This is a genomic window from Arenibacter sp. S6351L, assembly GCF_023016025.1.
In the GTDB taxonomy this organism is placed as follows: domain Bacteria; phylum Bacteroidota; class Bacteroidia; order Flavobacteriales; family Flavobacteriaceae; genus Arenibacter; species Arenibacter algicola_B.
In genome coordinates this window covers 31,572-55,838 of the sequence record NZ_JALKBB010000016.1, presented here as the reverse complement: position 1 = coordinate 55,838, position 24,267 = coordinate 31,572, and the positions used below count along the sequence as shown (strand labels likewise).

Sequence of the window (24,267 nt, the reverse complement as noted above, 5' to 3'; positions counted from 1 at the left end):
AACTGTTTATGGAAATCAAGACATAATTGAAAATCAGAACCTTTTAGTGATAATCGGAACTTTTAAGGGTATATAGCTGGCTAACTTGCACTTGTAAAATAGTGCGGAACACTAAAAATATACCTTATGAATTATCCTTTTGTACGACCTAAATTTTATTTGAGATTGATAAAGGAATTAACACGGTTTATATTTCAACCACGGTATCTAACCTTGAAAGATCTAACTGTCAGGAATAAAATTTACGACACCTTGGGATTGTTCCTTATTAAACTGGTCTTTTCTCTATTGGTCGCGAATGTATTGGCTATTTTTTATGAGCCAAAAAATATCACGGATGCCAATATGGCGAATAGGTTTACTCCTTTAGTGTACCTGTTGATGGGGGGTGTAATTCTACCCCTTTATGAAGAGGTGTGCTTTAGGTTAAGTCTAAAGTTTAGACCGCTATATGCAGCTCTTACTTTTGTGTCACTATCTTATTACTTGCTTACAAAAGCCATATACAAAACCAACCTGAGCCTAGTGGATGAAACTTTTTATACCCGGGTGTTGCTGTCCCTGTTTCTTGGTGTAATTGCATATGCCTTAATGTATAGAAAAAAAATCGCCCAAAAGCTAGCTGTTTTATGGGAGAATAATATTAGGTGGATTTATTACCTTTCCTGTGTGCTGTTTGCCTGGTTGCATATTTTTAATTTTGCATTGAACCTGACCAATGTACTGTTACTTCCCATTATAACCTTACCCCAGTTGTTTAGTGCCACCATTGCCGGATATACTCGACTCAGCTTTGGGTTTAAATATCCTTTATTTGTTCATATGGGTACTAATTTGCTTTTTATAGGCTTAACATTTCTACCGTTGGATTAGTTGGTTTGTAGCATGGATAAGAAAATATGGGGCACATAAATGATAAAGCTGCCAAAATTTAGAGTAATATTTATTAGCTGCTAATGTTGTGCTGTTCTTAATCTGTTATAGTGAACAATTCCATGTTTTGCTCTTTTCCTTTCAGTTCGTTTTTGCCCAAGGATTGTATTTTGAATTCCGGTTCAAGGGGTAGGCTTTGGTACAAATCCCCGGAAATTAGGATGTCTACATTTAATGGGTTGCAGAGCCCCTGAATTCTAGCGGTGGTATTGAGGACGTCGCCCGTGAATATAATTTCCTTTTTCAGCTCACCTATTTCCCCTGTGGTTACCTTGCCATAGTGAAATCCCGCTTTAAAGGTAGGTGTAATGCCGTAGTTGGAGGAATACCATTCTGCCCTTTTGTGAAGGTCCTTTTTCATGGCAAAAAAACATTTGATACAATTGTTGTTTACAATACCGGCCTCATATTTCCATGAGATAATGATTTCGTCCCCCACATATTGGTATATTTCCCCTGAATGTTTAATTATAGCTTCGGAAAAATCAGAGTAATACTCTTTTAACAATTCAAAATATTTAATGTGGCCCAATTGCTCCGCTATTGCGGTGGAAGATTTCATATCGGAGAACATAAATATCCTTAATTCTTCAGTTGGAGTGTGATACTTTCCTGTAAAGAAATTCATTAATACCCCATGCCCAATATTCTCGCTTATCTCGGAGTAAAATAGGGATATTAAAAGGGAGGTAGCCAGCTGTATGTCCGTACTTAAATGGGTGATGCTGGTCCAGTATTCCCAAAAAATATCCCAAACGCGTTTATCAAAAATAGAAGTGTTCAATTCCAAACTCTTGGCTATAGGATAGGTGATGGAAGTAATGATCAACAGCAACAAAATGTAAAATATGGTTTTGTATACGATCTTCTTGGTAAAACTTTTTTTTGAAAAAACTTGGTTTAGATATAGGAGTTCTATGGTCCCAATGAGCAGTCCAACAATCATGAGGGCAGCGCTGGAAAAGAGGAATACCTCAAAATTCATGGCAATCCTGGAGGATTGGTCCTGATCGGAGTTGCCCGCTGCGGCTTGCTCCACGATCCAAAATACCCAACCAGATACTAGCCAAATAATTCCGAACGGGATTATTCGGGAAAGGTTTCTTTTAACTTTGGTAGGTAATTTTAAGGGCATACAGAAAAATAAACTCTTGGAAAACCATCGTAAAGTTAATGTCTTTTTTGATATTGTCCCTTAAAATGGTTTATTGCAAATTATTGTACTTTTGAAATGAGTTGTCTTTATAAGCAATAAAATCTAAGACCAAAAACTAATGCCAAGCAATAAAAACCGCCGTATTGCAGTCATAATGTTTACCGATATTGTTGGCTACACTGCTCTGATGCAGAGGGATGAAAATGCCGCAGCGGAAATGCGTGCCCGTCATAGACAGGAGTTCGAAAAAAATCATAAACTTCATAATGGGGATATCCTACAATATTATGGCGACGGAACCCTGAGCGTTTTTTCCAGTGGGTTGGAGGCAGTGGAATGCGCCATAGCTATACAAAAGGCCTTGCAAAAGGAAAACGCGGTGCCGCTTCGCGTAGGGTTGCACCTGGGAGATATTGTTTTTGATGGAACGGAAGTTTATGGGGACGGAGTAAATATGGCTTCCCGTATAGAGAGTCTGGGAATTGCAGGTTCAATTTTGTTATCAGGGAAACTAAATGATGAGCTTAAAAATCATCCACATATTCCCACCTTGTCCTTGGGCCATTTTAATCTCAAAAATATTGCTAAACCGGTTGAAGTATTTGCGGTAAAAAATGAAGGAATACAGGTGCCCAGTCGTTCCGATCTTATGGAGGTCCCTGAAAATGAGCCCAAGTCTATTGCTGTTCTCCCCTTTGTAAATATGAGTTCCAATACGGACAACGAATATTTTAGTGACGGCATGACGGAGGAAATCATAAACGCCCTTGCTAAAATCAAAGGATTAAAAGTAACTTCAAGAACCTCTTCCTTTCACTTTAAAAATGTTAATCTTCCCATTGCACGGATAGGAAAGGAACTTAATGTATCTACCATCTTGGAGGGTAGTGTACGTTTGTCCAACAATAAAATGCGCATAACTGCACAGCTGATAGATGTAAAGGATGATTTTCATTTTTGGTCGGAGACTTTTGATAGGTCCTTGGACGATGTTTTTGCCGTTCAGGATGAAATTAGCCTGCTCATTGCCGAAAGGTTGCGGGAACATATAGGACATTTTGAAATTGAAGGCCAATTGGTCCAAGACCCCGAAGTGCCAATTGATATATACCAAGGCTATTTAAAAGGCAGGTATCATATTTTAAAGATGGGCAAATCCGATATTGAAACAGGGATGTCAATTTTAGAAAGAATTCTAGAGGATTACCCTGATTTTGCATTGGCCCATCTGGGGATGCATCTGGCCTACACCCTGTTGGGTACAATAGGCTTTGTGCCATTACATGAGGCCTTTTCAAAGGGACAGCCTTTTCTGGACAAGGCCATAGAAATAGACGAAAATTTACCGGAATGTCAATTACATCTATCCTATGCAAGCTTTATCCAAAACTGGGACCTCCCAGAAACCTATAAGCATTTAAACAAAGTGTATGAAGCGGGACCACTTGTTGACTATTACCCGAGTATGGCATCCACTTTGGTAGCCGAAGGGAGTTTTGGTGCGGCCCGAACCTATATTGAAACCGCCCTTCAGCTTGATCCTTTCTCTTCCATAAATTATCATTTGAAGGGATTTATAGATTACTGCGAAGAAAAATATGATGATGCCATAAAGTGTTTTGAAAAGGGAGTAGAACTCAAAGTAGATTTTAAAACATCCACATTGTATTGGGGACAGTCACTGTTGTTGATGGGTAAAGGCAAGGAAGGATTGGCCTTTTTTGAGAAATTGCCACAGAATGAAACCGAAGATATCATGAGACTGGGGGGGACAACAATGGCCCATGCGGTATTAGGCAATATGGATAAGGCCGAAAAGGGAATAGCCAAGTTGGAAGTAGCCCTGGAAACCGATTTTATGGGGAGGGCTATAAACTTGCTTATTCTGTGCAATGCATTGTTGGGTAAGATACCGGAAACCATTAGGTTAATAGAAAAAGGTGTTGCCCAAAGATTGCCAATGATGATTTACATTTTTGTTGAACCAATTCTAAAGCCCTTTTTCGGAATGCCTCGTTTTCAAGAGCTTAGGAGGGAAGTTTTGGGGGAGGGCAGTCAATATTCGACCAACAAAAGGAAATATCAAAAATCGTTATTCAATAAAACGCAGCTCAAGGTATACAAGAAAAACTTGGATCGGTTAATGTTGGAAGAGGAGCCCTACTTGGACCCCAACCTTACACTTCCGATTTTGGCTGAAATGATGGAAATTCCTTCAAATCATTTATCGCAGTTGCTAAATGAAGGGTATGGGAAAAATTTTGCAGACTATGTTAACACCTACCGTCTGGAAGCTTTTAAGGCCAAGGTGGCCGACAAATCCCAAAGACATCTCACCATTCTTGCGTTGGCATATGATAGCGGCTTTAACTCCAAGACCGTCTTTAATACCTATTTTAAAAAGATAATGGGTACAACCCCCAGTGCTTATTGGAAAAAAATAGTGGCTTAAAAGGTTCCGATTTGTAATCTAGAACGACCAGCCCTAACATTTTATACATCTTTGTCTCAAATAAAACTATTCTAATTTAAGAATTAATATAGGTTTTATAACACCTTACAATTAATATAATTTTACCTAAAAATGTATAAAGATTTTTTCGTTGGGACAGCAATTCAGATAGCAATTATCATTACCATCTTAATTACCTCATGCTCCCGTAATGATACAGACTCTTACGAAAATCAATATCTGGACATACCGGATTCTGGTTTTGAAGCTATTTTAATAAAAGAGGGTATAGATTCGGACGGAATCCTAAATCAAAGAATGTTGAGGAAAGACGCGTCGGAAGTGAGTGTACTTGATTTAAATTTTTCAAGTGAGGCTGTAATAAGTGATTTGACCGGAATTGAAGGCTTTTTGGGGCTGAAGAAGCTATCCGCAACGCAGCAGGAAATAACGGGTATCGACTTAACTCATAATACTTTGTTGGACACTTTAGTTCTTTCTGGCAACTATATATCCAACATTGATATCAGTAACAACCCCAATTTAGTTTTATTGGATGTGCAGTCTAACCAGCTTAGTGCCATTAACGGACTTTCCAAAGCGGCTCACTTAAAAGAATTAAACCTATCCTTTAACGAATTGGAAGAATTTAGCATTGAAAATGAAACTCTTGAAATATTGAAAATAAGCAACAACTTATTACATTCCTTTGATGTCAATAGATCTATAAATCTGAAAAATATATTGCTAACAACGAATGAGCTGACTTCTGTAGATTTTAGTACAAATGTAGAATTGGAAACCTTATTGATTTCTGACAATAAAATTCAGAATATTGATCTTGAACATAATACCGGTTTAACACACCTTTATATTTCAAGCAATTCACTTACAGATCTGGATGTGGGCAACAATCAGGAATTAATAGATTTAAAGGTAGATAGAAATCCCAATTTAAACTGTATCAAAATCCAAAGTGGACAGAACATACCTAATGTTTCAATATCCGAATACCAAGAATTAAATACTTCCTGTGAATAACCAATAATCGCATAACTCAAAAAAGGTTTCATATGTCCTACAATAGAATACAGCAATTGGACCTTCATTTTAAATCTTATCCAATACATAGCCCAGAAATACTATTTTTAGGGTCTCTTCAAGATTAATACTTATGTCATATAAAATAGAAACGATTTCCCAGGCCGAATACCCCGTAGTGGTTGAGGTTTGGGAGGCCTCGGTAAGAGCCACACACCACTTTTTAAGGGAAGAGGATATAGCCTATTTTAAGCCGTTGATATTGAACGAATATTTAAAGGCTGTACAATTAAGGTGCATTAGGAATGAGGTTAAGGAAATAATCGGTTTTATGGGAGTGGAAGGCCGGCATCTGGAAATGCTATTTGTACATCCGGCTTACCGGGGAATGGGAATAGGAAAAAGTTTATTGACTTACTCCATACATGAATTGAATGTAAATAAGGTGGATGTAAATGAACAGAACGAACAAGCTGTTGAATTTTATAAATATGTTGGATTTATAACAGTACGTCGGTCGGAATTGGATGCCACAGGAAAACCCTACCCTATTCTGCATATGGAATTACAATAGTAAGAGCATCGTTATTTATCCTATAGATGAAAAGAATTGCAATGCTTATTAGTTTAGGTACGTTAAGACATTTTGTTCCGATTCTTAAATCGGAACGATTGGCATAGGGGTGTGGGATACATTTGTCATAATAAAAAATGATAAAATGAAAGCGATCATAACAACAAAGTATGGCTCACCCAAGGTTTTGCAACTTCAGGAAATTCCAAAGCCCATACCCAAAGAAAATGAGATTTTGGTAAAGGTAAAAGCTGCCAGTGTAACCACGGCAGACACCATGATGCGTAGAGGGAAGCCGTGGTACGGTAGACTTTTTATTGGTTTAACAAAACCCAAGTATCCTATAGCGGGTACTGGTTTTTCTGGAACAATCGAAGCCGTTGGGGACAGTGTCCAACGTTTCCAAGTTGGGGATGAAGTTTTTGGGGAGTCGATATTTGGTGGAGGCGCCAATGCGGAATATTTATGTATTTCAGAAGAAGGTATAGTGGCGAAAAGACCTAAAAATGTAGCTCATGAAGAACTTGCTTGTATGTGTGACGGGCCTTTGACTTCTTGGAATTATTTAAAGGAAATGGCCAATGTAGAAAATGGACAAAGAGTGCTTATAAATGGGGCTTCGGGAAGTCTAGGTACTGCAGCGGTGCAATTGGCCAAAAATCTTGGCGCGGAGGTTACCGCGGTTTGCAGTTCTTCCAATTTTAACTTGGTAAGATCGCTCGGAGCTGATCATGCCATAGATTATTCAAAGGTAGATTTTACTAATACAGCTAATAGTTACGATATTATTTTTGATACTGTGGGCAAGAGCTCGTTCCCTGAAAGCAAAAAAGTACTCAGTGAAAAGGGCATGTATCTTTCACCTGTGCTAAGTATGCCACTGCTATTTCAAATGCTGTGGACCTCTAAATTTAGTAGCAAAAAGGCAAAGTTTGGGGCCACCGGACTTTTAGCTGTACCAAAGCTTAGGGAAATGTTGAATGAGCTCACGGATCTTTTGATTGCCGGGAAGCTAAAATTGGTCATAGATAAGCGCTACACCCTTTATGAAGCTGACAAAGCCCACAGCTATGTGGACACTGGCCGCAAAAAAGGCAATGTGGTTATTAACTTGTAGTGAACTCTGGTTTTGAAATTGTTTTTTTTTGATCCTTAAAAAAATGATGGCTCCAGATTTTGACGACTGTATTTGAGACTATTACCGATATTTTTTCTTTGTTTTATATAGATAGACCACATCATTCTTACTGCATTGTTGAAGGAAAACTACATTTTATCCGAGGTTTGTTAGAGTTGAACGTTGATATTTTGAAACATGGTCATTCCGTGCTAACTTTATAATTGGAATTGTGTGTTAATTGCACGATTGAAATTTAAACCTAGGAAAAACCCAATCAAATTTAATTACTTCTCCTGTGTTATGGTGATGACTATGGAAAACAATAAAAATAAGGAATGAAAAAGAAATTCAACTTTATAGACCTGGTATTGACCTTTAGCGGTGCTTTTGCGGTTATTGTATTGTTATTGGTAGTTTCCAAGTTTGTATAGTAGCACTTGGTACTAAAATACTAAGGTTATAGGAAAGTTTCTTAAAATTAGCGGTCCATGGATACCAATTTTTACGTAAATATAAATATGGTATCTAAATGGAACAATTTATTGTTTTAATCTAAATTTGGAATAATGTCAAAAACATCCGCCCGTTGGTTATTGGTATTGGGTCTGGTCATAGTTGGCTTTGGGGTCGGTATTTACTTGCAGGATTTAAAACATCAGGAAAGTACCAAGGCAGCCTGGAAGGCCAACCGCTTTAATGTGGCCAGGTTTAACAAGATAATGCGGTATGCCGGGGATATGAATGACCAGAATTGGTCTTCTATGAGGGACAGTATTGGTGGTCAATTGGATAGTTTAATGATATTGAGGTTCAGAAAAGAAGTTGATAGCATAAAAAAAACAAAGAAATAAAATTTTCAGCCTAAATTGGTCTTAGTTGTTTTTATCACTGAGACATGGTAATGATATAGGCAATAATTAACATAAGCAACCCAAAAGGGTTGCTTTTTTTTTGTGAATAACAGCATAAGTTGGTATTGCATTTTTAAATCGATTAGTTAACTTAGAGGAAAATAAATGTAATGGGCATAAAATTATGATGAGAACTGTAAACCTCACAGCTGGTATAGTAATGGCGTACAGAAAAAGATTAAATTGCTGCTATGGATATTAATTCGTGGGACTGGATATTCCAGCTGTTGGGACGCTTTCACCCTTTGGTAGTACATTTTCCCATAGGCTTGTTGGTGGTTGCCTTATTTCTGGAGTTTTTGACCCTGGGTGGAAAAAGAAAAGACCTCAGGGAGGGAATTAATTGGATGGTTTTTTTGGGAGCTGCATTCGCCGTGTTGGCCGCAGTCTTGGGTTGGTTGCTTCGTACCCACGACGATTATGAAGGCGATTTGGTTCTATTTCACCAGAATACTGGTATTGCCACAGCTGTCATGGCCATTGTTACCGGTTTCTTGTTGCGCACTACACTGAAAGGGAAATTTGACTCTTATTTATATTATCGATTTGGGTTGTTTGCAACAGTTTTGGTTTTGGTCGTGGCAGGTCATTTGGGAGCAAATCTAACCCATGGGGAAGATTATTTAACCAGTGTCTTGCCCTATAATCAAGATTCTTATGACGATGGAAAGGCCACGGTACTTTTGGCGGAATTAAAGGGACTGGATTCTTTGTCCGAAGCGCAGCAGGAAGATCTTAATTTGGGAGTTAGGGCAATTTTGGCACATAACTGCTATCAATGCCATAGTGAAAATAAGCAAAAAGGCGATTTGGTACTGGACAATAAACGTGGTGTTTACCAAGGAGGAAAGTCAGGTCCTATTATTGTCGAGGGCAGGCCGGAAGAGAGTGAGATGTTCTTAAGGGTAAGCCTTCCGCCCGATCATGATGATGTAATGCCAAAGAAAGGTAAAGTACTGAAGGATAGTGAAATAAAGTTGATTGAATTGTGGATCAAAAATGGCGCAAAATGGTCGGATGGGGCACTAAAGATTTTTCCTGAGGCCGAGTTGGCCCTCTCTCAGCCTGAATTACCAAAGGGTAGTATGGAGAACCATCCCATAGACAAAATAATGGATTCCTATTTTAAGGAAAAAAAGTTGAAATGGCCAGAGGTAGTGGACGATAGGACCTTTATAAGGCGTGCCTATCTGGATATTCTAGGTCTGCTTCCAGAGCCAATTACAATAGATCAATTTGTTAGCGATGGGGATAAGGAGAAGAGGACTAAGCTCATAGATGAATTGTTGGCCGATAAGCATAATTATACCCAACATTGGTTGAGTTTTTGGAACGATATACTCAGGAATGACTACAGTGGACCAGGATTTATAACGGGAGGACGAAAACAGATTACGGATTGGTTGTACAAGTCGCTTATGGAAAATAAGCCTTATGACGTTATGGTCAAAGAATTGATAAATCCAAATGAAGAATCGGAAGGATTTATCAAAGGGATTAAATGGCGGGGCTTGGTCAATGCCAGTCAACGTACCGAAATGCAGGCCGCCCAAAATATTGGTCAGTCTTTGATGGGGGTGAATGTAAAATGTGCCTCCTGTCACAACAGTTTTGTTAGCAATCTTACTTTGGAACAATCCTACGGGTTTGCCTCCATTTTTGCAGATTCCATTTTGGAACTCAATAGATGTGATATGCCCATTGGGAAACTGGCAGAAGTAAATTTTTTATATCCGGAACTTGGCTCGGTAGAGGCAGAGAGTGTAAAGGAAAGATTGCTCTTGCTCTCAGAGGTAATGGTGAAGCCCGAAAATGGTAGACTTTACCGAACCATTACCAACAGATTTTGGAAACGTTTTATGGGAAGAGGGATAGTGGAACCTGTAGACGAAATGGATAATGAACCATGGAATGCCGATCTATTGGATTGGTTGGCCGCCGATTTTGTAAATTCTATGTTTGATATAAAAGGTCTCATGAAAATGATCATGACGTCAAAATCTTACCAACTGGAAACGACCCGATTGGAAAATCAGGAAGATTTGCAAAAGGGGTATGCGTTTAAGGGTCCCGTACTTAGGCGGTTAAGTGCAGAGCAATTTTCCGATGCCGTTAGTCAGGTAGTGGCTCCCATGTACTATGCGGCGGCTTATGACCCCAATAACGAAGGTCTGCCCTATAACCGGGTCTGGCACAGGGAAATTAAGTTTGATCGTGATGTATTGCCCGAACCGGGAAAGCGGTATTTTAGGCATAGTTTCAATTTAAATGATAAAGAAATATTGTCGGCGAAAGCATTGGTTTCCGTGGATCATTCCTATGCCCTATACCTCAATGGCAAAAAAATATCGGAAGGAACGGATTGGAGAAAAGTAGATAGGTTAGAGGTCGGGGACAAGCTTATTGAAGGTGAAAATATATTGGCTATAGAGGGCATTAATGAGGGGAGCATTGCCAATCCCGCAGGAATCTTGTTTGCCATGAAAATCCAATATGGGGATGGGACGGAATTGTTGGTCACTTCCAATGATAAATGGAAAAGTACTGATAAACAACCGGATGGCGATTGGGTAAGCTTATCATTTGATGATGGTAGTTGGCAAGGTGTCCGTAATTATGGATCCAGTAACTGGGACAAGTTGGTGAATTTCACTTTTGAAAATACGGAACGGGAATTTGCTAGGGCCAGTTTGGTAAAACAACATCCATTTATGAAGGTGATGGGCAGGCCTACTCGGGAAAATGTAGCCACCACAAGAGACGAACAAGCCACTTTGTTACAGGCACTGGAGTTGACCAATGGGGAGTATTTTAATGGCGTACTAAAGGAAGGGGCAGAGGCATGGCTGAAGAAGTATGGAGATAAGGATGAACAAATAGTGCTCAACCTATACCAAAAAACATTGGGTAGAAATCCAACCGATAAGGAAAAGGGAATAATGCTAAATGCCTTGCAAACGGATGCTAAAGAAGAAGCGTTGCAGGATCTTTTTTGGTCCATGTTTATTTCACCCGAATTTCAATTTATATACTAAGGAATAATGAATAAGGATTTACATACCAATGCACGTAGGGATTTTGTAAAGAAGATGGCCGCGGCCAGTCTTTCGGCTGCCACAACCAGTATTCCCCTTGCCAGTTTTTTAAGTTCCTGTAAATCTGCTCCGGCAATAACCTCCAAAGCTGATACCGTTATATTACTGTGGATGGCGGGGGGAATGGCCCATACCGAAACCTTTGATCCCAAGGCATTTGTACCTTATTCCAAGGGCGTAGAAAGCAAAAGGGTTTTAAGCACCTTTCCCAAGGTGCCCACTATTGTGGATGGCCTCCATTTTTCGCAGGGATTGGAATCTATTGGAAGTGTAATGGATAAAGGAGCTATAATCCGTTCTTATAAATCTGCAGATCTTGGCCATATCCTGCATACGCGGCATCAGTATCATTGGCATACCTGTTATGAACCCCCGCAATCGGTCCAGGCTCCACACATAGGTGCGTGGATAGCCAAGGAGTTAGGTCCTGTAAACCCTGTTATTCCTCCATTTATTGCCATGGGCCAACGTTTTACGGTTGGGGAAGCCGAGGAGCTCAAGGCATTTCATTCTGCTGGATTTTTGGGAAGTGAATATGGTCCGTTTCTAATACCCGACCCTTCCACAGGTTTGGATAGTGTAAGGCCGCCTCAAGGGATGTCACTAAAAAGATTTGAAGCCCGATATAAGCTTTATAAGGAGTTGGCCAATAAGAGCAAGATTATGGAGGGGGGCAGTGATTATCAAAGGGAATCCTTGATGCGCTCCATGGAGCAATCCTATCGGTTGTTAAATTCTCCCGAAGCCAAGGTATTCGATTTAAGCCAAGAACCTAAAGAGGTATATGACACCTACAATACAGGCAGATTTGGTCTGGGTTGCCTATTGGCAAAAAGACTGGCCATGAATGGAGGTAGGTTCATCAGTGTTTCAACGGAGTATGAACCATTTCTTGGCTGGGATACCCATGAAAATGGTCATACCCGCGCGGCGAAAATGAAAGAGCTTATAGATAGGCCTATTGCACAACTTATTAAAGATCTGGACGAGTCTGGACATTTGGATAGAACGCTGATTATACTGGCCAGCGAATTTAGTAGGGATGCCATTATGGAAGGTCGACCAGGAGTACCCGTACAGGATCAGGTTGATCAACCGGATATTATCGAGGATGAAAAATTCTATGGTATGCATAGGCATTTTACGGATGGTAGTTCCATTCTCATGTGGGGCGGTGGAGTCAAGAAAGGTTTGGTGTACGGTAAAACAGCAGATGAAAGGCCCTGTTCCTCAATTGAAAACCCAGTGGTGATTGATCAAGTGCATCAATCCGTATACCACGCTCTGGGTATGGATCCAGAAACAAATTATACTATAGAAGGCAGGCCATTTTATACCACTCCGGACGGGCAGGGCAAACCTATATTGGATTTGTTTGGCGAAAGAATAGTAACCTAAATTGCTTGCTTTGGTCCATTGTGGAAATATGTACCAAATAGGACCAAACTCAAAAGTAATAAAAATAAGGACCAGCCATAATTGGGGGAAAGAATACGACCCTGAATTGTATAAGTCTCAAAGGCTAGAATTAGCTCCTATTAAAAGAAACCAAAAGCCGCTAAAATCAAACAGACTACCACAGCCAATAGGATGGCAACCAATACTACGACCATAAGGCTAAGGAATCCATTGAGCACCCTTGTGCCAAAAGTAACATCTTCCATGATATTTAGATTTTAAAACAATTTAATGAATTATCCTCAAATTATCATGTGTTTTAGGGTCAAATCCGTTAAATGACCACCAATTAGTATACTTATCCGTTGTACTGTTAAAATTTTCGATAAAATACTGATAATCAGTAAGTGGTATTTTCTTACTTACTAAGTTTTTTGCTCAGTTCTTCCAATGTAATTCCTTTGGTCTCCGGCATCATGAAAATAACAAAGAGCAATTGCAATACCATCATAAAAGCGAAGAAACCAAAAACAGGCCCAGGGCCTACCCAGGCAAAAAGTGCAGGGATAGAAGAGGGTATAAGCCAAGCCAGCACCCAATGTACAGAACTGCCAAACGCCTGACCGGAGCCTCTTAAGTGATTTGGAAATACCTCGGAGATGAAAACCCAAATTACAGCGCCCTGACCTATGGCATGGGATGCAATAAATAAGAATAGAAAAATAGGAACTGCCATGCCCTCCCAGTTTAAAATAAAAGCAGCAGCTACCAATGATAATGAAATTATATAACCTACAGAGCCAAAATACATTAATTGCTTTCTACCTAGGCGGTCAATTAGGAATATGCCCAATAGGGTAAAGATAAGGTTGGTGATACCGATTCCTATGCTACTCAGCAGGGCTGTGCTTTCACCTAATCCGGCAGCTTCAAATATTCTGGGAGCGTAGTATAAAAAAGCGTTGATCCCAGAGAATTGATTGAAAAATGCGATTAGAAATGCCAAGGTCAAGGGAAATCGATATTTCTTCATAAAGATATTTTCGGAGGCTGCGGCACCTTCTTCCCCGTAAGCAATTTCAGCTTCCAATTCTTCCAATGACAGATCTGGGTTTATGGAATACAGTATTTTTTTTGCCTCTTCCGTCCTGTTTTTGGTCAAAAGCCATCTTGGACTTTTAGGAACGGTAAGAACAAATAGGGTATAGATTATAGCCGGGAAAGCTTCTACACCCACCATCCAGCGCCAATCGTTTTCGCCCACATTGCTCAGGGCGTAATTGGACATGAAGGCCACAAGGATTCCAAAAACAAGCATAAACTGGTAAAGTCCAACCAATCTTCCCCGATCTTTTGCCGGAGCAATTTCCGAAATATAGGCCGGGGCCGCCACTGTTGATGCACCAACACCCAAACCACCAATAAACCTGAATATTCCGAAGGTAACGGGGTCATTGGCAAAGGCAGAACCTATGGCGGAGATGGAATAAAGGATACCTATCCAAATAAGGGTGTTCTTTCTGCCTATTTTATTGGTAGGTATTCCACCCAGAATTGCGCCAATAACGGTCCCAAACAAAGCCATGCCTATAACTACCGTTCCGTGAAAAGCTTCCGAGGAGTTCCACAAAAGTTGTAATTTCTTTTCGGCACCTGAAATGACTACAGTATCGAAGCCAAATAAAAACCCAGCCAAAGCGGCAATAAGGGAAATACGAAGAATTTTGGAATTCATAATTTGGTTTGTTGATTTTTGTAAAGCTAACAAAAAAAGTAAACCAAATGTATAGACTATTTAAGATAGGGCAATTTTTGGGCTAAGGGTATCCCTTGTTTTGGGCTTTTGTCCATTTTTTGTTTTGGGAGCCACTTTTAAGGGTTCTGGTTTCTTGATATCTTCCTTTTTAGGCGATGGAACAGCATTTTCAGGAGGAGTAGTGCCCTGTTGTTCTCCCATCGGTTCCCTGCATGAAAGACAGAATAGGACAAAAGTGGTCAGGGAAACCAGGTATATAATTCGGGAATTTTGCATAGTCGTACATAGGTGTTCATAGTAATGTACGTATATATGTCATGATTTGGATGCTTGCCCCCTTATTTTCAGAGACATAAGTGCTGTTGATATCCCCGGTTCTTTTAAGGTACTCCTCGTCGTTTAGCAGGTTGTTGGCCAAGGTGAAGAATTCTTTTGGCGATTTAACAATCAATACTCCGCCTTTGATAACCAAATCTTCGGCTTCCTTAAAACCTTTAAAATTTGGCCCAATAATTACGGGGATACCGTATACTGCAGGTTCCAAAGTATTGTGCAATCCAGTAGCAAAACCACCGCCTACATAGGAAATGTCCGCATAACTGTAAATTTTGGTCAGTAGGCCAATAGTGTCTATAATAACAACTTCGTAGGTGGATAAATCCTTATTCTCCAATTCCGAATAAAGTATTGTTTTCTTATTGATGGAGGACTTAAGTTTGTTGATGTGTTCTGGTTTTATGTTGTGCGGTGCAAGAACAAATTTCAAGGAGGATTCACCAGCATTTATATAAGGTACCAATATCTCCTCGTCATCGGGCCAAGTGCTACCGGCGACCAACGTCTGTGCGCCATTTTTAAAATCTTCCATGAAGGCCAGGTTATTATCCCTTTCAAGAATTTCTATCACCCTATCAAATCTGGTGTCCCCGCTAATAGAGGTGTTCTTGATGTTGATATTGCTCAATAATTCAATTGATTTGGCATCCTGAACAAAAATATGGGTGAAATTGCCCAAGGCCTTGCGCATAAATCTACCGAAACTTTTAAAGTATACTTGATTGTCCTTGAAAAGAGCCGAGATAAGGATAGTAGGTATTTTCCGTTTGCCTAATGTTTTTAAATAATTGGGCCAAATTTCGTACTTGACAAAAATGACCAACTTGGGATTAACAAGGTCCAGGAATTTTTTAGCGTTTTTTTTGGTGTCCATTGGGAGGTAGGTAACCATATCGGCGGCGGCAGTATTTTTTTTGACCTCATAGCCTGAAGGCGAAAAAAAGGTGACCAATATTCGGTACGTGGGATAATTTTTTTTTAACTGCTCTATTATGGGAAGGCCTTGTTCAAATTCGCCCAAAGAGGCCGTGTGTACCCAAATTATTGAATCTCCGGGTGAAATATTTTTCTGTAAATAGGGCATTACCTCTTTCCGCCCATCTACGAAAAGTTTAATTTTTGGATGGAACAAAGCAATCAATTTTAGGAAAAGAGCGGATAATTGTACGGCAAAATTATATATGGCAAACACAGAATCTTCGTTTGGGGCTAAAATACGTTTCTTTATATAAATTCCATTGGCTGCCAATCCTTATTTTTGTAATATTGTTCGCGCCAAACCAAGTTTGGAATCTAAGTTTTATGCAATGAAGAAAATTCAAATGGTAGACCTAAAGGGTCAATATGAAGTCATAAAGGATGAAGTAAATGCCTCCATTTCCAATGTTTTGGAAACATCCGCATTTATTAATGGCCCCGAAGTACATGCCTTTCAAAAGGAATTGGAGGACTATTTGGGGGTGAAGCACGTTATCCCCTGTGCCAATGGTACGGATGCCCTTCAAATAGCGATGATGGGACTTGGTTTAAAACCCGGTGACGAGGTAATAACGGCCGATTTTACCTTTGCGGCAACTGTAGAGGTGATTGCACTGCTGCAACTTACCCCGGTCTTGGTAGACGTGGAGCCCGATAGTTTTAATATAGATCCAGTAGCCCTGGAAAAAGCAATTACTCCTAAAACCAAGGCGATAGTGCCTGTACATCTTTTTGGTCAATGTGCCAATATGGATGCCGTTCTTGAAATTGCTAAAAGGCACAACCTATATGTTATAGAGGACAATGCCCAGGCCATTGGGGCCGATTATACCTTTAAAAACGGTAAAAAGCAGAAAGCCGGAACTATGGGACATGTGGCGGCAACCTCATTTTTTCCGTCCAAGAACTTGGGCTGTTATGGAGATGGTGGAGCTATTTTTACCAACGATGATGAATTGGCGCATACCCTAAGGGGAATTGTAAATCATGGGATGTACGAACGTTATCATCATGATGTAGTGGGCGTCAACTCCAGGTTGGACTCTATTCAGGCAGCGGTTTTACGATCCAAGTTGTCCCGATTGGATGGTTATAATGCCAGTAGGAGGGAGGCGGCAAGAAAATATTCCAAAGCATTTGCTGGAAACAAAAATATTATTGTTCCCCAAATGGCCAATGCCTGTAACGAGATTTGTGAAACTTGCGATTGTCATGTATTCCACCAATATACCTTGAGGATTTTAAATGGCCAACGTGATGAATTGGTGAAGCATTTGGCGGAAAAACAAATTCCATGTGGGGTGTATTATCCTATTCCTTTACATAGACAGAAGGCTTATTTGGATGAGCGTTATCAGGAGAAAGATTTTCCGGTAACCAATCAATTGGTCAGGGAGGTAATTTCATTGCCAATGCACACCGAGCTGGACGACGAACAAATTAATTTTATCACCGAAACCATTAACCAGTTTATTGGAGGGTAGTAGTTAAATGCTTTGGTGTGGTCAAATTCAATTTGAAAAAAAATGAAAACTAAAATTTAAAATAAAAATCAATAAATGAAAATACTCGTAACGGGAGGTCTGGGATTTATAGGTTCCCATACCACGGTAGAATTACAAAATAAAGGCTATGAAGTAATTATTATTGACGATCTGTCCAATTCAACCGAAAAGGTCTTGGACGGTATTGTGGCCATTACGGGGAAGAGACCAATTTTTGAGAAAATAGATCTTAAAGAAAGGTCGAAAGTTGAGGATTTTTTTAAAAGACATCAGGATGTTGCCGGTGTTATTCATTTCGCTGCATCAAAGGCCGTTGGTGAAAGCGTGGAAAAACCCTTATTGTATTACGAGAACAATATTGGTACCTTGGTTTACTTGCTCAAGGAACTTTCTAAAAAGGACAAATCCAGTTTTATCTTTAGTTCGTCATGTACCGTTTACGGTCAAGCCGATAAAATGCCCATAACCGAAAGTGCACCGGTAAAAACGGCAGAATCACCCTATGGCAATACCAAGCAAATGGGTGAGGAAATAATTCGTGATACCTGTAAGGTAACACCGGGCATAAATGCTATTGCGCTTAGGTACTTCAATCCAATGGGAGCACATCCGAGCGGGGAAATTGGGGAATTGCCAATTGGTGTTCCTCAAAATTTGGTGCCGTTTATAACCCAAACAGGCATGGGCGTTAGGAAACAGCTTTCGGTTTTTGGCGACGATTACCCTACCAAGGATGGTACCTGCATTAGAGATTACATTCATGTGGTAGACCTGGCCAAGGCCCACGTAGTTGCTTTGGAAAGATTGATGAACGGCAAGAACCAGGATAATTATGAAGTCTTCAATGTAGGTACGGGAACAGGTAGTACCGTTTTGGAGGTTATTAAAAGCTTCGAAAAAGTTTCCGGAAAAAAATTGAACTATAAAATTGTGGACAGAAGACCTGGCGATATCACTTCTGCCTATGCGGATACCACCAAGGCAAACAAGGTTTTAGGTTGGAAGGCAGAATCTACTTTGGATGAAGCCATGAAGTCGGCCTGGCTCTGGGAGGAAAAAATCAGGAAATAAATTCCCGGAACCTACTAATCTATTTTAACAATGTGTAGGCAGGATATCTACACAAATGTCAACTTTTTTTGTGGGGATTACTCAACGGTTCGGATAAATTAGCCTTGAAGAAAGCAACCCATCCGAATCCTGTGCATCCTAAAATAAAAAGGGTTTATGAAATTATTTGTTGGTTTAATAACGCTTTTGTTAACGCTAAATTGCAGCGATAACGGTACGGATGATACCCCTAACTGTTCGGAGGCAATCTGTACCGAAGAATATAGGACCATTACGGTAAGTGTCAAAGATAAGGAAGGTGTTGCCGTGGCCTTGGACTATTTTAAGGTGGTTGTTCTTTCCAGTGGAGAGGATATTACCCTTGATGCCTCAAGTAGTGAATATGACTGGATGGCAAAAAATGGGAACTACCCTTTGTTCAGCGATAAATACGTTGCAAAATACAGTAATAAGAAACTTGAAATAAATTTTAAGGGATATGTTGACGATAAGCTATTGGTTGATTCGGATTATGTTGTAGGTGCAGATTGTTGCCATGTTACACTTATTGAAGGGGAAACAGATATTGTGTTAGCCAATCCTTGAGCTGAAGTCAACCGTGAAATGTCTTGTTTGAAAACAGGAAACCTTAGGGGGGAATCCGTTTATCCTATATAATTTCGTCGAAAATAGTGACAAGACTGGTGAATTATGGAAAAAGTTGGCTTTATTGCGCTTTCTTAAAAACCATTTCAAGTAAAATTTCGTAAATAGCATATGGTTGTAAATTTCCCCAACATTTCGGCACTTCTAAAGCATGCTACAGATCAAAGTCTCTATCAGAATCTAGTATCGCAATTGCAGAAAGATTTTGTGTTCGCCAATGTATTTATAGAATTGCCGGACAACATTTCTCCTAAGGATTTAAAAACGTTGGTACATGAAAAAGTATATTATTTGATCATGGAGAAATTCACCGATTATTTAAACCTGCTATATATTATTGATGTCCCCGAGAAAGCGGTTAAAGCCATTGAAGCCACCGATGTGGTTGAAATTTCGGAACGGGTGACCTTTGAGATACTGAAAAGGGAATGGCAAAAAGTGTGGTTCAGAAACGAATACGGTTCCTAGTCTAAAAATATACCCGCACAAAAGGCATCAAGGCATTGGCATAAATGCTTTTTTGAGTGTCGTGTAAAACATCGTATCGTATACCTATGGTTACATTTCTATTGCCGTAACCTAATCCCAGAAACAATGCCGGTGACCAATAATTTTCTTCCAGGTTGCCTCCGTCAAGTTCAAGTTTTCGATTTACCCTTAATTGTTCCAATTCCGCCGAAAGTTGTAGCGCCCTAATTGGATTGAACAGGGATAGTACACTGCCTCCATAAGCTACTAATTGTGCATCCCGAAATTTGGCATAGTTAAAATTAATTCCTAGGCCAACACCGAATTGCTCGGTAGCTTGGTAAATTGCGCTGGGAGAGATGGATGCATTGAAGGAATTGTTGCCAAAACCGATGCCTAAATTGCCTCCAAAATATACTTGGTTCCAGAAATCGGAATTCCTTGGGGTTAGTTGCGAATAACCTAAGCCCCAAAATGCCGTGAAAAAAACACATAAAACCAAGCTTTTTTTTAAGGAATAGCGATTTATCATAATTATTGTAATAATTTTCCATTATTCAGGGCTAAGATAAGCTTAGATATGCTAAATGTTGTATTTTTGAATAAATTTTGTTCAAAAGACAGAGAGACTTTTTCATGGATAAATATTCCTTTTTAAACGCTGCGCATACTTCTTATTTCGCAGAATTATACGATAAGTATTTAACAAATCCCGATAGTGTAGAGCCTAGTTGGAGGGCCTTTTTTCAAGGATTCGACTTTGGTTTGGAAAGTTCTATGGACGGGATGGTCGATGATTTGCAGACGGCACCATTGTCCGTGGCCGGGGGTCACGAGGTTGAGGTTCCCGAGAGGCTTCAGAAGGAGTTTCAGGTAGTTCGACTCATAGATGGGTATAGGACTAGAGGGCATTTGTTTACCAAAACAAACCCGGTTAGGGAAAGAAGACAGTACTTTCCGACTTTGGAGATTGGAAATTTTGGACTTGCTCCAAGCGATTTGGATACCACATTTACCGCAGGGGAAATTCTGGGAATTGGCCCTAGTACCTTACGTGAAATCATACAGCATTTGACAAGCATCTATTGTGATGCCATTGGTGTGGAGTATATGTATATCAGAAACCCGGAGAGGGTGGAATGGATCCAAAATTGGTTGAATGTCAATGACAATCATCCTAAATACGATGCCGATAGGAAGAAGCATATTCTTAAGAAATTAAATGAGGCGGTATCTTTTGAAAGCTTCCTGCATACCAAATATGTAGGTCAAAAGAGGTTTTCTTTGGAAGGAAATGAATCGTTGATACCTGCATTGGATGCGGTAGTGGAAAAGGCTGCCGAAATGGGTGTTGAGCAATTTGTTATGGGTATGGCACATAGGGGCCGTTTGAGTGTTCTGACCAATATATTTGGAAAGAAGGCAAAGGATATCTTTAGCGAGTTTGATGGTAAGGATTATGAGCAGGAAATTTTTGACGGGGATGTAAAATACCATTTGGGGTGGACCTCTGAGAGGAAAGCTAAAAATGGAAAGAAAATAATTATGAACATCGCGCCAAACCCTTCCCATTTGGAGACTGTTGGTGCCGTTGTTGAAGGTATTGCCAGGGCAAAACAGGATGCTCGTTATAAAGACGATTTTTCCAAAGTATTGCCCATTGTAGTGCATGGTGACGCTGCTATTGCAGGTCAGGGATTGGTTTATGAAGTGGTGCAAATGGCAAATTTGGACGGATATAAAACCAATGGTACCATTCATATTGTTGTAAATAATCAAATTGGGTTTACGACTAATTATTTGGACGCCCGTAGTTCTACATATTGTACGGACGTAGCCAAGGTAACCTTGAGTCCGGTGCTACATGTTAATTCGGACGATCCCGAAGCCGTTGTACATGCCTCACTTTTTGCCCTCGAATTTCGTATGCGTTTTCAAAGAGACGTATTTTTAGACCTCTTGGGGTATAGGAAATATGGGCATAATGAAGGCGATGAACCGCGTTTTACCCAGCCAAAACTCTACAAGGCGATTGCCAAGCACAAAAATTCAAGGGATATTTATGCTGAAGCACTAATAAAGGAAGGTGTCATTGGGGATAACTTTGTGAAAGAACTGGAAGAACAGTATAAGGCTTCTTTGGAGGAGGAATTGGAAGATTCCAGAAAAGAGGATAAGACTGTAATTACCCCGTTTATGGCCGATGAATGGAGCGGGTATACCCATGTACGTGAGTGGGAGATGATGGATGCGGTAGATACAAAATACGATAAAAAGAAACTTACGGCCATAGCCAAGGTGTTGACCGAGTTGCCCAAGAATAAGAAGTTCTTGCGTAAAGTTGAGAAATTGGTGAACGACCGCAAGGCCATGTTTTTTGAGAATGATGCATTGGATTGGGCCATGGGAGAACTTTTGGCCTATGGCACTCTTTTGGAAGAAGGTTACGCAGTGCGTATGTCCGGACAGGATGTTGAAAGGGGTACTTTTTCGCATCGTCATGCAGTAATGAAAGTGGAAGAAAGTGAGGAGGAAGTTATGCTTTTGAACCACATTTCCGATAATCAGGGAATTTTTCAAATATATAATTCACTTTTGTCGGAATATGGTGTAGTTGGTTTTGACTACGGATATGCTATGGCGAGCCCAAATACTTTAACGATTTGGGAAGCTCAGTTTGGGGATTTTAGTAATGGTGCCCAAATTATGATAGATCAGTACATATCTGCAGCGGAGGATAAATGGAAATTGCAAAATGGATTGGTGATGCTGTTGCCACACGGGTACGAAGGTCAGGGTGCGGAACATTCATCCGCCCGTATGGAGCGCTATTTGCAATTATGTGCAAGGGATAATATGTATATCGCCGATGTAACTACCCCTGCAAATATGTTCCATTTGTTGAGAAGGCAAATGAAGGTTAATTTCAGAAAGCCCTTAATAGTGTTTACACCAAAAAGTTTGTTGAGGCATCCCCGGGCCGTATCAACGGTTGAGGAATTTGCAAACGGAGAATTCCAAATGGTAATTGATGATGCAACCGCCGAGGTGTCCAAAATTAAGAGTTTGGTATTTTGTACCGGTAAATTCTATTACGACCTATTGGCTTATAGGGAAGAAAATAATAGGGATGACGTAGCCTTGGTGAGAGTGGAACAATTATTTCCGGTGCCTACAGAGAAATTGAAGGCTATTATGGATAAGTACAAAGATGTCGAAGATAAGGTTTGGGCGCAAGAAGAACCAAGGAATATGGGCGCTTGGGGGCATTTAACCATGCATTTTAGCGAGGCGCATAAATTAAGGGTGGCCTCAAGAAGATTTTACGCTTCCCCGGCCGCCGGTAGTGCAGTACGTTCCAAACGTCGCCATCAGCAGGTGATAGATTATGTTTTTGATATTAACAAAAACAATATGGGAAGAAACCCGGAATCTACTGATAAATAATATTTTTTATTTTGGGGATTCATCGGTGAAAAACCATAGGATGTCCAAAAAGGGAAATTTAATAAAGGTTAAAATTAAAAACGAGTTTAGACAAAACACAAATTAAAATTATAAAACATGATTTTAGAAATGAAAGTCCCTTCTCCTGGGGAATCCATTACAGAGGTAGAGATAGCAGAATGGCTGGTGAGCGATGGTGATTACGTGGAGAAAGATCAAGCAATAGCGGAAGTAGATTCGGACAAGGCTACATTGGAATTGCCAGCAGAGGAAAGTGGCATTATAACCTTAAAGGCTGAGGTGGGAGATGCTGTTGCCGTAGGTGCGGTAGTATGTTTAATAGACACTAGCGCTTCCAAACCTGCAGGGGCTGCCAAGAGTGAAGAAAAACCAGCAGAGAAAAAGCCTGAGGTTAAGGAAGTAGCAGCGCAGAATACTGAGGTAAAACCAGAAAAAACTTCATATGCATCAGGATCAGCTTCACCAGCTGCCAAGAAAATACTTGCCGAGAAAGATTTGGATGCCTCAACCATAAAGGGCACCGGAAAAGATGGGCGTATTACCAAGGAGGATGCAGTTAATGCCATCCCGTCAATGGGTACTCCTACAGGAGGGTCCAGGGGTGATAGTAGAACCAAATTGTCTATGCTGAGACGTAAGGTTGCCGAGCGTTTGGTAGCTGCCAAGAACGAGACGGCAATGTTGACCACTTTTAACGAAGTGGACATGTCGGCCATTTTTGCATTGAGAAACCAATACAAGGAAGACTTTAAGAACAAGCACAATGTTGGTTTAGGGTTTATGTCCTTTTTTACAAAAGCCGTAATCAGGGCATTACAAATGTATCCTTCCGTGAATTCCATGATAGATGGCAAAGAAATGATTTCTTATGATTTCTGTGATATCAGTATAGCGGTTTCCGGGCCAAAAGGTCTTATGGTACCTGTTATCCGAAACGCTGAAAATTTAACCTTCAGGGGTGTGGAATCGGAAGTAAAAAGATTGGCTATAAGAGCTCGTGAGGGTGAGATTACGGTCGATGAAATGACAGGGGGTACCTTTACCATTACCAATGGCGGGGTGTTTGGATCCATGTTGTCCACGCCAATTATCAACCCACCGCAAAGTGCAATCTTGGGGATGCACAATATAGTGGAAAGACCTATTGCCCGTGATGGGGCCATAGCCATAGCACCTATTATGTATGTTGCTCTGTCTTATGATCACCGAATTATTGACGGTAGGGAGTCTGTAGGTTTCCTAGTGGCAGTTAAAGAAGCCTTGGAGAGTCCTGAAGAGTTGTTGATGGACAACAACGTTAAAAAGGCCTTGGAGCTTTAATATAATATATTGTACTTGGGGGTTGACCCAGTAGGTAATA

At 40.2% G+C, this 24,267-nt stretch carries 20 protein-coding genes; 14 read left to right on the top strand and 6 right to left on the bottom strand.

Going from position 1 to position 24,267, the window contains the following annotated elements:
• The first annotated feature begins 126 nt into the window (after positions 1-126).
• Positions 127-873, top strand: a complete 747-nt coding sequence (locus tag MWU82_RS13795; RefSeq protein WP_247096806.1) for a hypothetical protein — start codon at positions 127-129, stop codon at positions 871-873.
• A gap of 97 nt (positions 874-970) precedes the next feature.
• On the opposite strand, the gene MWU82_RS13790 is transcribed toward MWU82_RS13795, so the two are convergent.
• Positions 971-2,068, bottom strand: coding sequence for an adenylate/guanylate cyclase domain-containing protein (locus tag MWU82_RS13790; protein WP_247096805.1), 1,098 nt, complete (start codon positions 2,066-2,068; stop codon positions 971-973).
• A 139-nt stretch (positions 2,069-2,207) separates the two neighbouring features.
• Here MWU82_RS13790 and MWU82_RS13785 point away from each other — a divergent pair, with 139 nt between their 5' ends.
• From MWU82_RS13785 to MWU82_RS13755, 7 genes are all read left to right on the top strand, one after another.
• Positions 2,208-4,541, top strand: coding sequence for a helix-turn-helix domain-containing protein (locus tag MWU82_RS13785; RefSeq protein WP_247096804.1), 2,334 nt, complete (start codon positions 2,208-2,210; stop codon positions 4,539-4,541).
• A gap of 132 nt (positions 4,542-4,673) precedes the next feature.
• Positions 4,674-5,582, top strand: a complete 909-nt coding sequence (locus tag MWU82_RS13780; RefSeq protein WP_247096803.1) for a hypothetical protein — start codon at positions 4,674-4,676, stop codon at positions 5,580-5,582.
• Positions 5,583-5,715: 133 nt separating this feature from the next.
• Complete coding sequence (locus tag MWU82_RS13775) at positions 5,716-6,156, top strand: GNAT family N-acetyltransferase (RefSeq protein WP_215947373.1); 441 nt, start codon at positions 5,716-5,718, stop codon at positions 6,154-6,156.
• Between the two features lie 145 nt (positions 6,157-6,301).
• Entirely contained in the window at positions 6,302-7,273 is a 972-nt protein-coding gene (locus MWU82_RS13770; RefSeq protein WP_247096802.1) for an NAD(P)-dependent alcohol dehydrogenase, read from the top strand.
• A gap of 569 nt (positions 7,274-7,842) precedes the next feature.
• Positions 7,843-8,127: a hypothetical protein gene (locus MWU82_RS13765; RefSeq protein ID WP_215947375.1), complete on the top strand. Its 285-nt coding sequence runs from the start codon at positions 7,843-7,845 to the stop codon at positions 8,125-8,127.
• A 251-nt stretch (positions 8,128-8,378) separates the two neighbouring features.
• The gene (locus MWU82_RS13760) at positions 8,379-11,222 is read left to right on the top strand and encodes a DUF1549 domain-containing protein (RefSeq protein WP_247096801.1); all 2,844 of its coding nucleotides are present in this window, start codon (positions 8,379-8,381) and stop codon (positions 11,220-11,222) included.
• A 6-nt stretch (positions 11,223-11,228) separates the two neighbouring features.
• A complete protein-coding gene (locus MWU82_RS13755; RefSeq protein ID WP_215947377.1) occupies positions 11,229-12,680 on the top strand; it encodes a DUF1501 domain-containing protein in 1,452 nt (483 codons plus the stop codon).
• A gap of 140 nt (positions 12,681-12,820) precedes the next feature.
• On the opposite strand, the gene MWU82_RS24295 is transcribed toward MWU82_RS13755, so the two are convergent.
• The 4 genes from MWU82_RS24295 to MWU82_RS13740 all read right to left on the bottom strand — a co-directional run bounded on the left by MWU82_RS24295 (position 12,821) and on the right by MWU82_RS13740 (position 15,964).
• The gene (locus tag MWU82_RS24295; RefSeq protein WP_258364872.1) at positions 12,821-12,946 is read right to left on the bottom strand and encodes a hypothetical protein; all 126 of its coding nucleotides are present in this window, start codon (positions 12,944-12,946) and stop codon (positions 12,821-12,823) included.
• Between the two features lie 152 nt (positions 12,947-13,098).
• A complete protein-coding gene (locus MWU82_RS13750; RefSeq protein ID WP_281502434.1) occupies positions 13,099-14,448 on the bottom strand; it encodes a sugar porter family MFS transporter in 1,350 nt (449 codons plus the stop codon).
• A gap of 27 nt (positions 14,449-14,475) precedes the next feature.
• Positions 14,476-14,712, bottom strand: coding sequence for a hypothetical protein (locus MWU82_RS13745; protein WP_247096800.1), 237 nt, complete (start codon positions 14,710-14,712; stop codon positions 14,476-14,478).
• A gap of 16 nt (positions 14,713-14,728) precedes the next feature.
• Positions 14,729-15,964: a glycosyltransferase N-terminal domain-containing protein gene (locus MWU82_RS13740; protein WP_247096851.1), complete on the bottom strand. Its 1,236-nt coding sequence runs from the start codon at positions 15,962-15,964 to the stop codon at positions 14,729-14,731.
• A 115-nt stretch (positions 15,965-16,079) separates the two neighbouring features.
• Between MWU82_RS13740 and MWU82_RS13735 the strand changes: the two genes are divergently transcribed.
• The 4 genes from MWU82_RS13735 to MWU82_RS13720 all read left to right on the top strand — a co-directional run bounded on the left by MWU82_RS13735 (position 16,080) and on the right by MWU82_RS13720 (position 19,439).
• Complete coding sequence (locus MWU82_RS13735) at positions 16,080-17,234, top strand: DegT/DnrJ/EryC1/StrS family aminotransferase (protein WP_247096799.1); 1,155 nt, start codon at positions 16,080-16,082, stop codon at positions 17,232-17,234.
• 75 nt (positions 17,235-17,309) lie between these two features.
• On the top strand, positions 17,310-18,326 hold the full coding sequence (gene galE / locus MWU82_RS13730; protein WP_215947381.1) for a UDP-glucose 4-epimerase GalE: 1,017 nt from the start codon (positions 17,310-17,312) through the stop codon (positions 18,324-18,326).
• A 156-nt stretch (positions 18,327-18,482) separates the two neighbouring features.
• Positions 18,483-18,911 carry a hypothetical protein gene (locus MWU82_RS13725; protein WP_247096798.1) on the top strand — a complete coding sequence of 143 codons (429 nt, stop codon included), beginning with the start codon at positions 18,483-18,485 and terminating at the stop codon, positions 18,909-18,911.
• Between the two features lie 171 nt (positions 18,912-19,082).
• A complete protein-coding gene (locus tag MWU82_RS13720; RefSeq protein WP_247096797.1) occupies positions 19,083-19,439 on the top strand; it encodes a hypothetical protein in 357 nt (118 codons plus the stop codon).
• Position 19,440: 1 nt separating this feature from the next.
• Here the strand turns inward: MWU82_RS13720 and MWU82_RS13715 are convergent, their stop codons facing one another.
• A complete protein-coding gene (locus MWU82_RS13715) occupies positions 19,441-19,971 on the bottom strand; it encodes an alpha-ketoglutarate decarboxylase (RefSeq protein WP_247096796.1) in 531 nt (176 codons plus the stop codon).
• 104 nt (positions 19,972-20,075) lie between these two features.
• On the opposite strand from MWU82_RS13715, the gene MWU82_RS13710 reads away from it, so the two are divergent.
• Together MWU82_RS13710 and odhB are read left to right on the top strand one after the other, a co-directional pair.
• Positions 20,076-22,886: a 2-oxoglutarate dehydrogenase E1 component gene (locus MWU82_RS13710; protein WP_247096795.1), complete on the top strand. Its 2,811-nt coding sequence runs from the start codon at positions 20,076-20,078 to the stop codon at positions 22,884-22,886.
• A gap of 117 nt (positions 22,887-23,003) precedes the next feature.
• Positions 23,004-24,227, top strand: coding sequence for a 2-oxoglutarate dehydrogenase complex dihydrolipoyllysine-residue succinyltransferase (gene odhB / locus MWU82_RS13705; protein ID WP_247096794.1), 1,224 nt, complete (start codon positions 23,004-23,006; stop codon positions 24,225-24,227).
• The last annotated feature ends 40 nt before the right edge of the window (positions 24,228-24,267 follow it).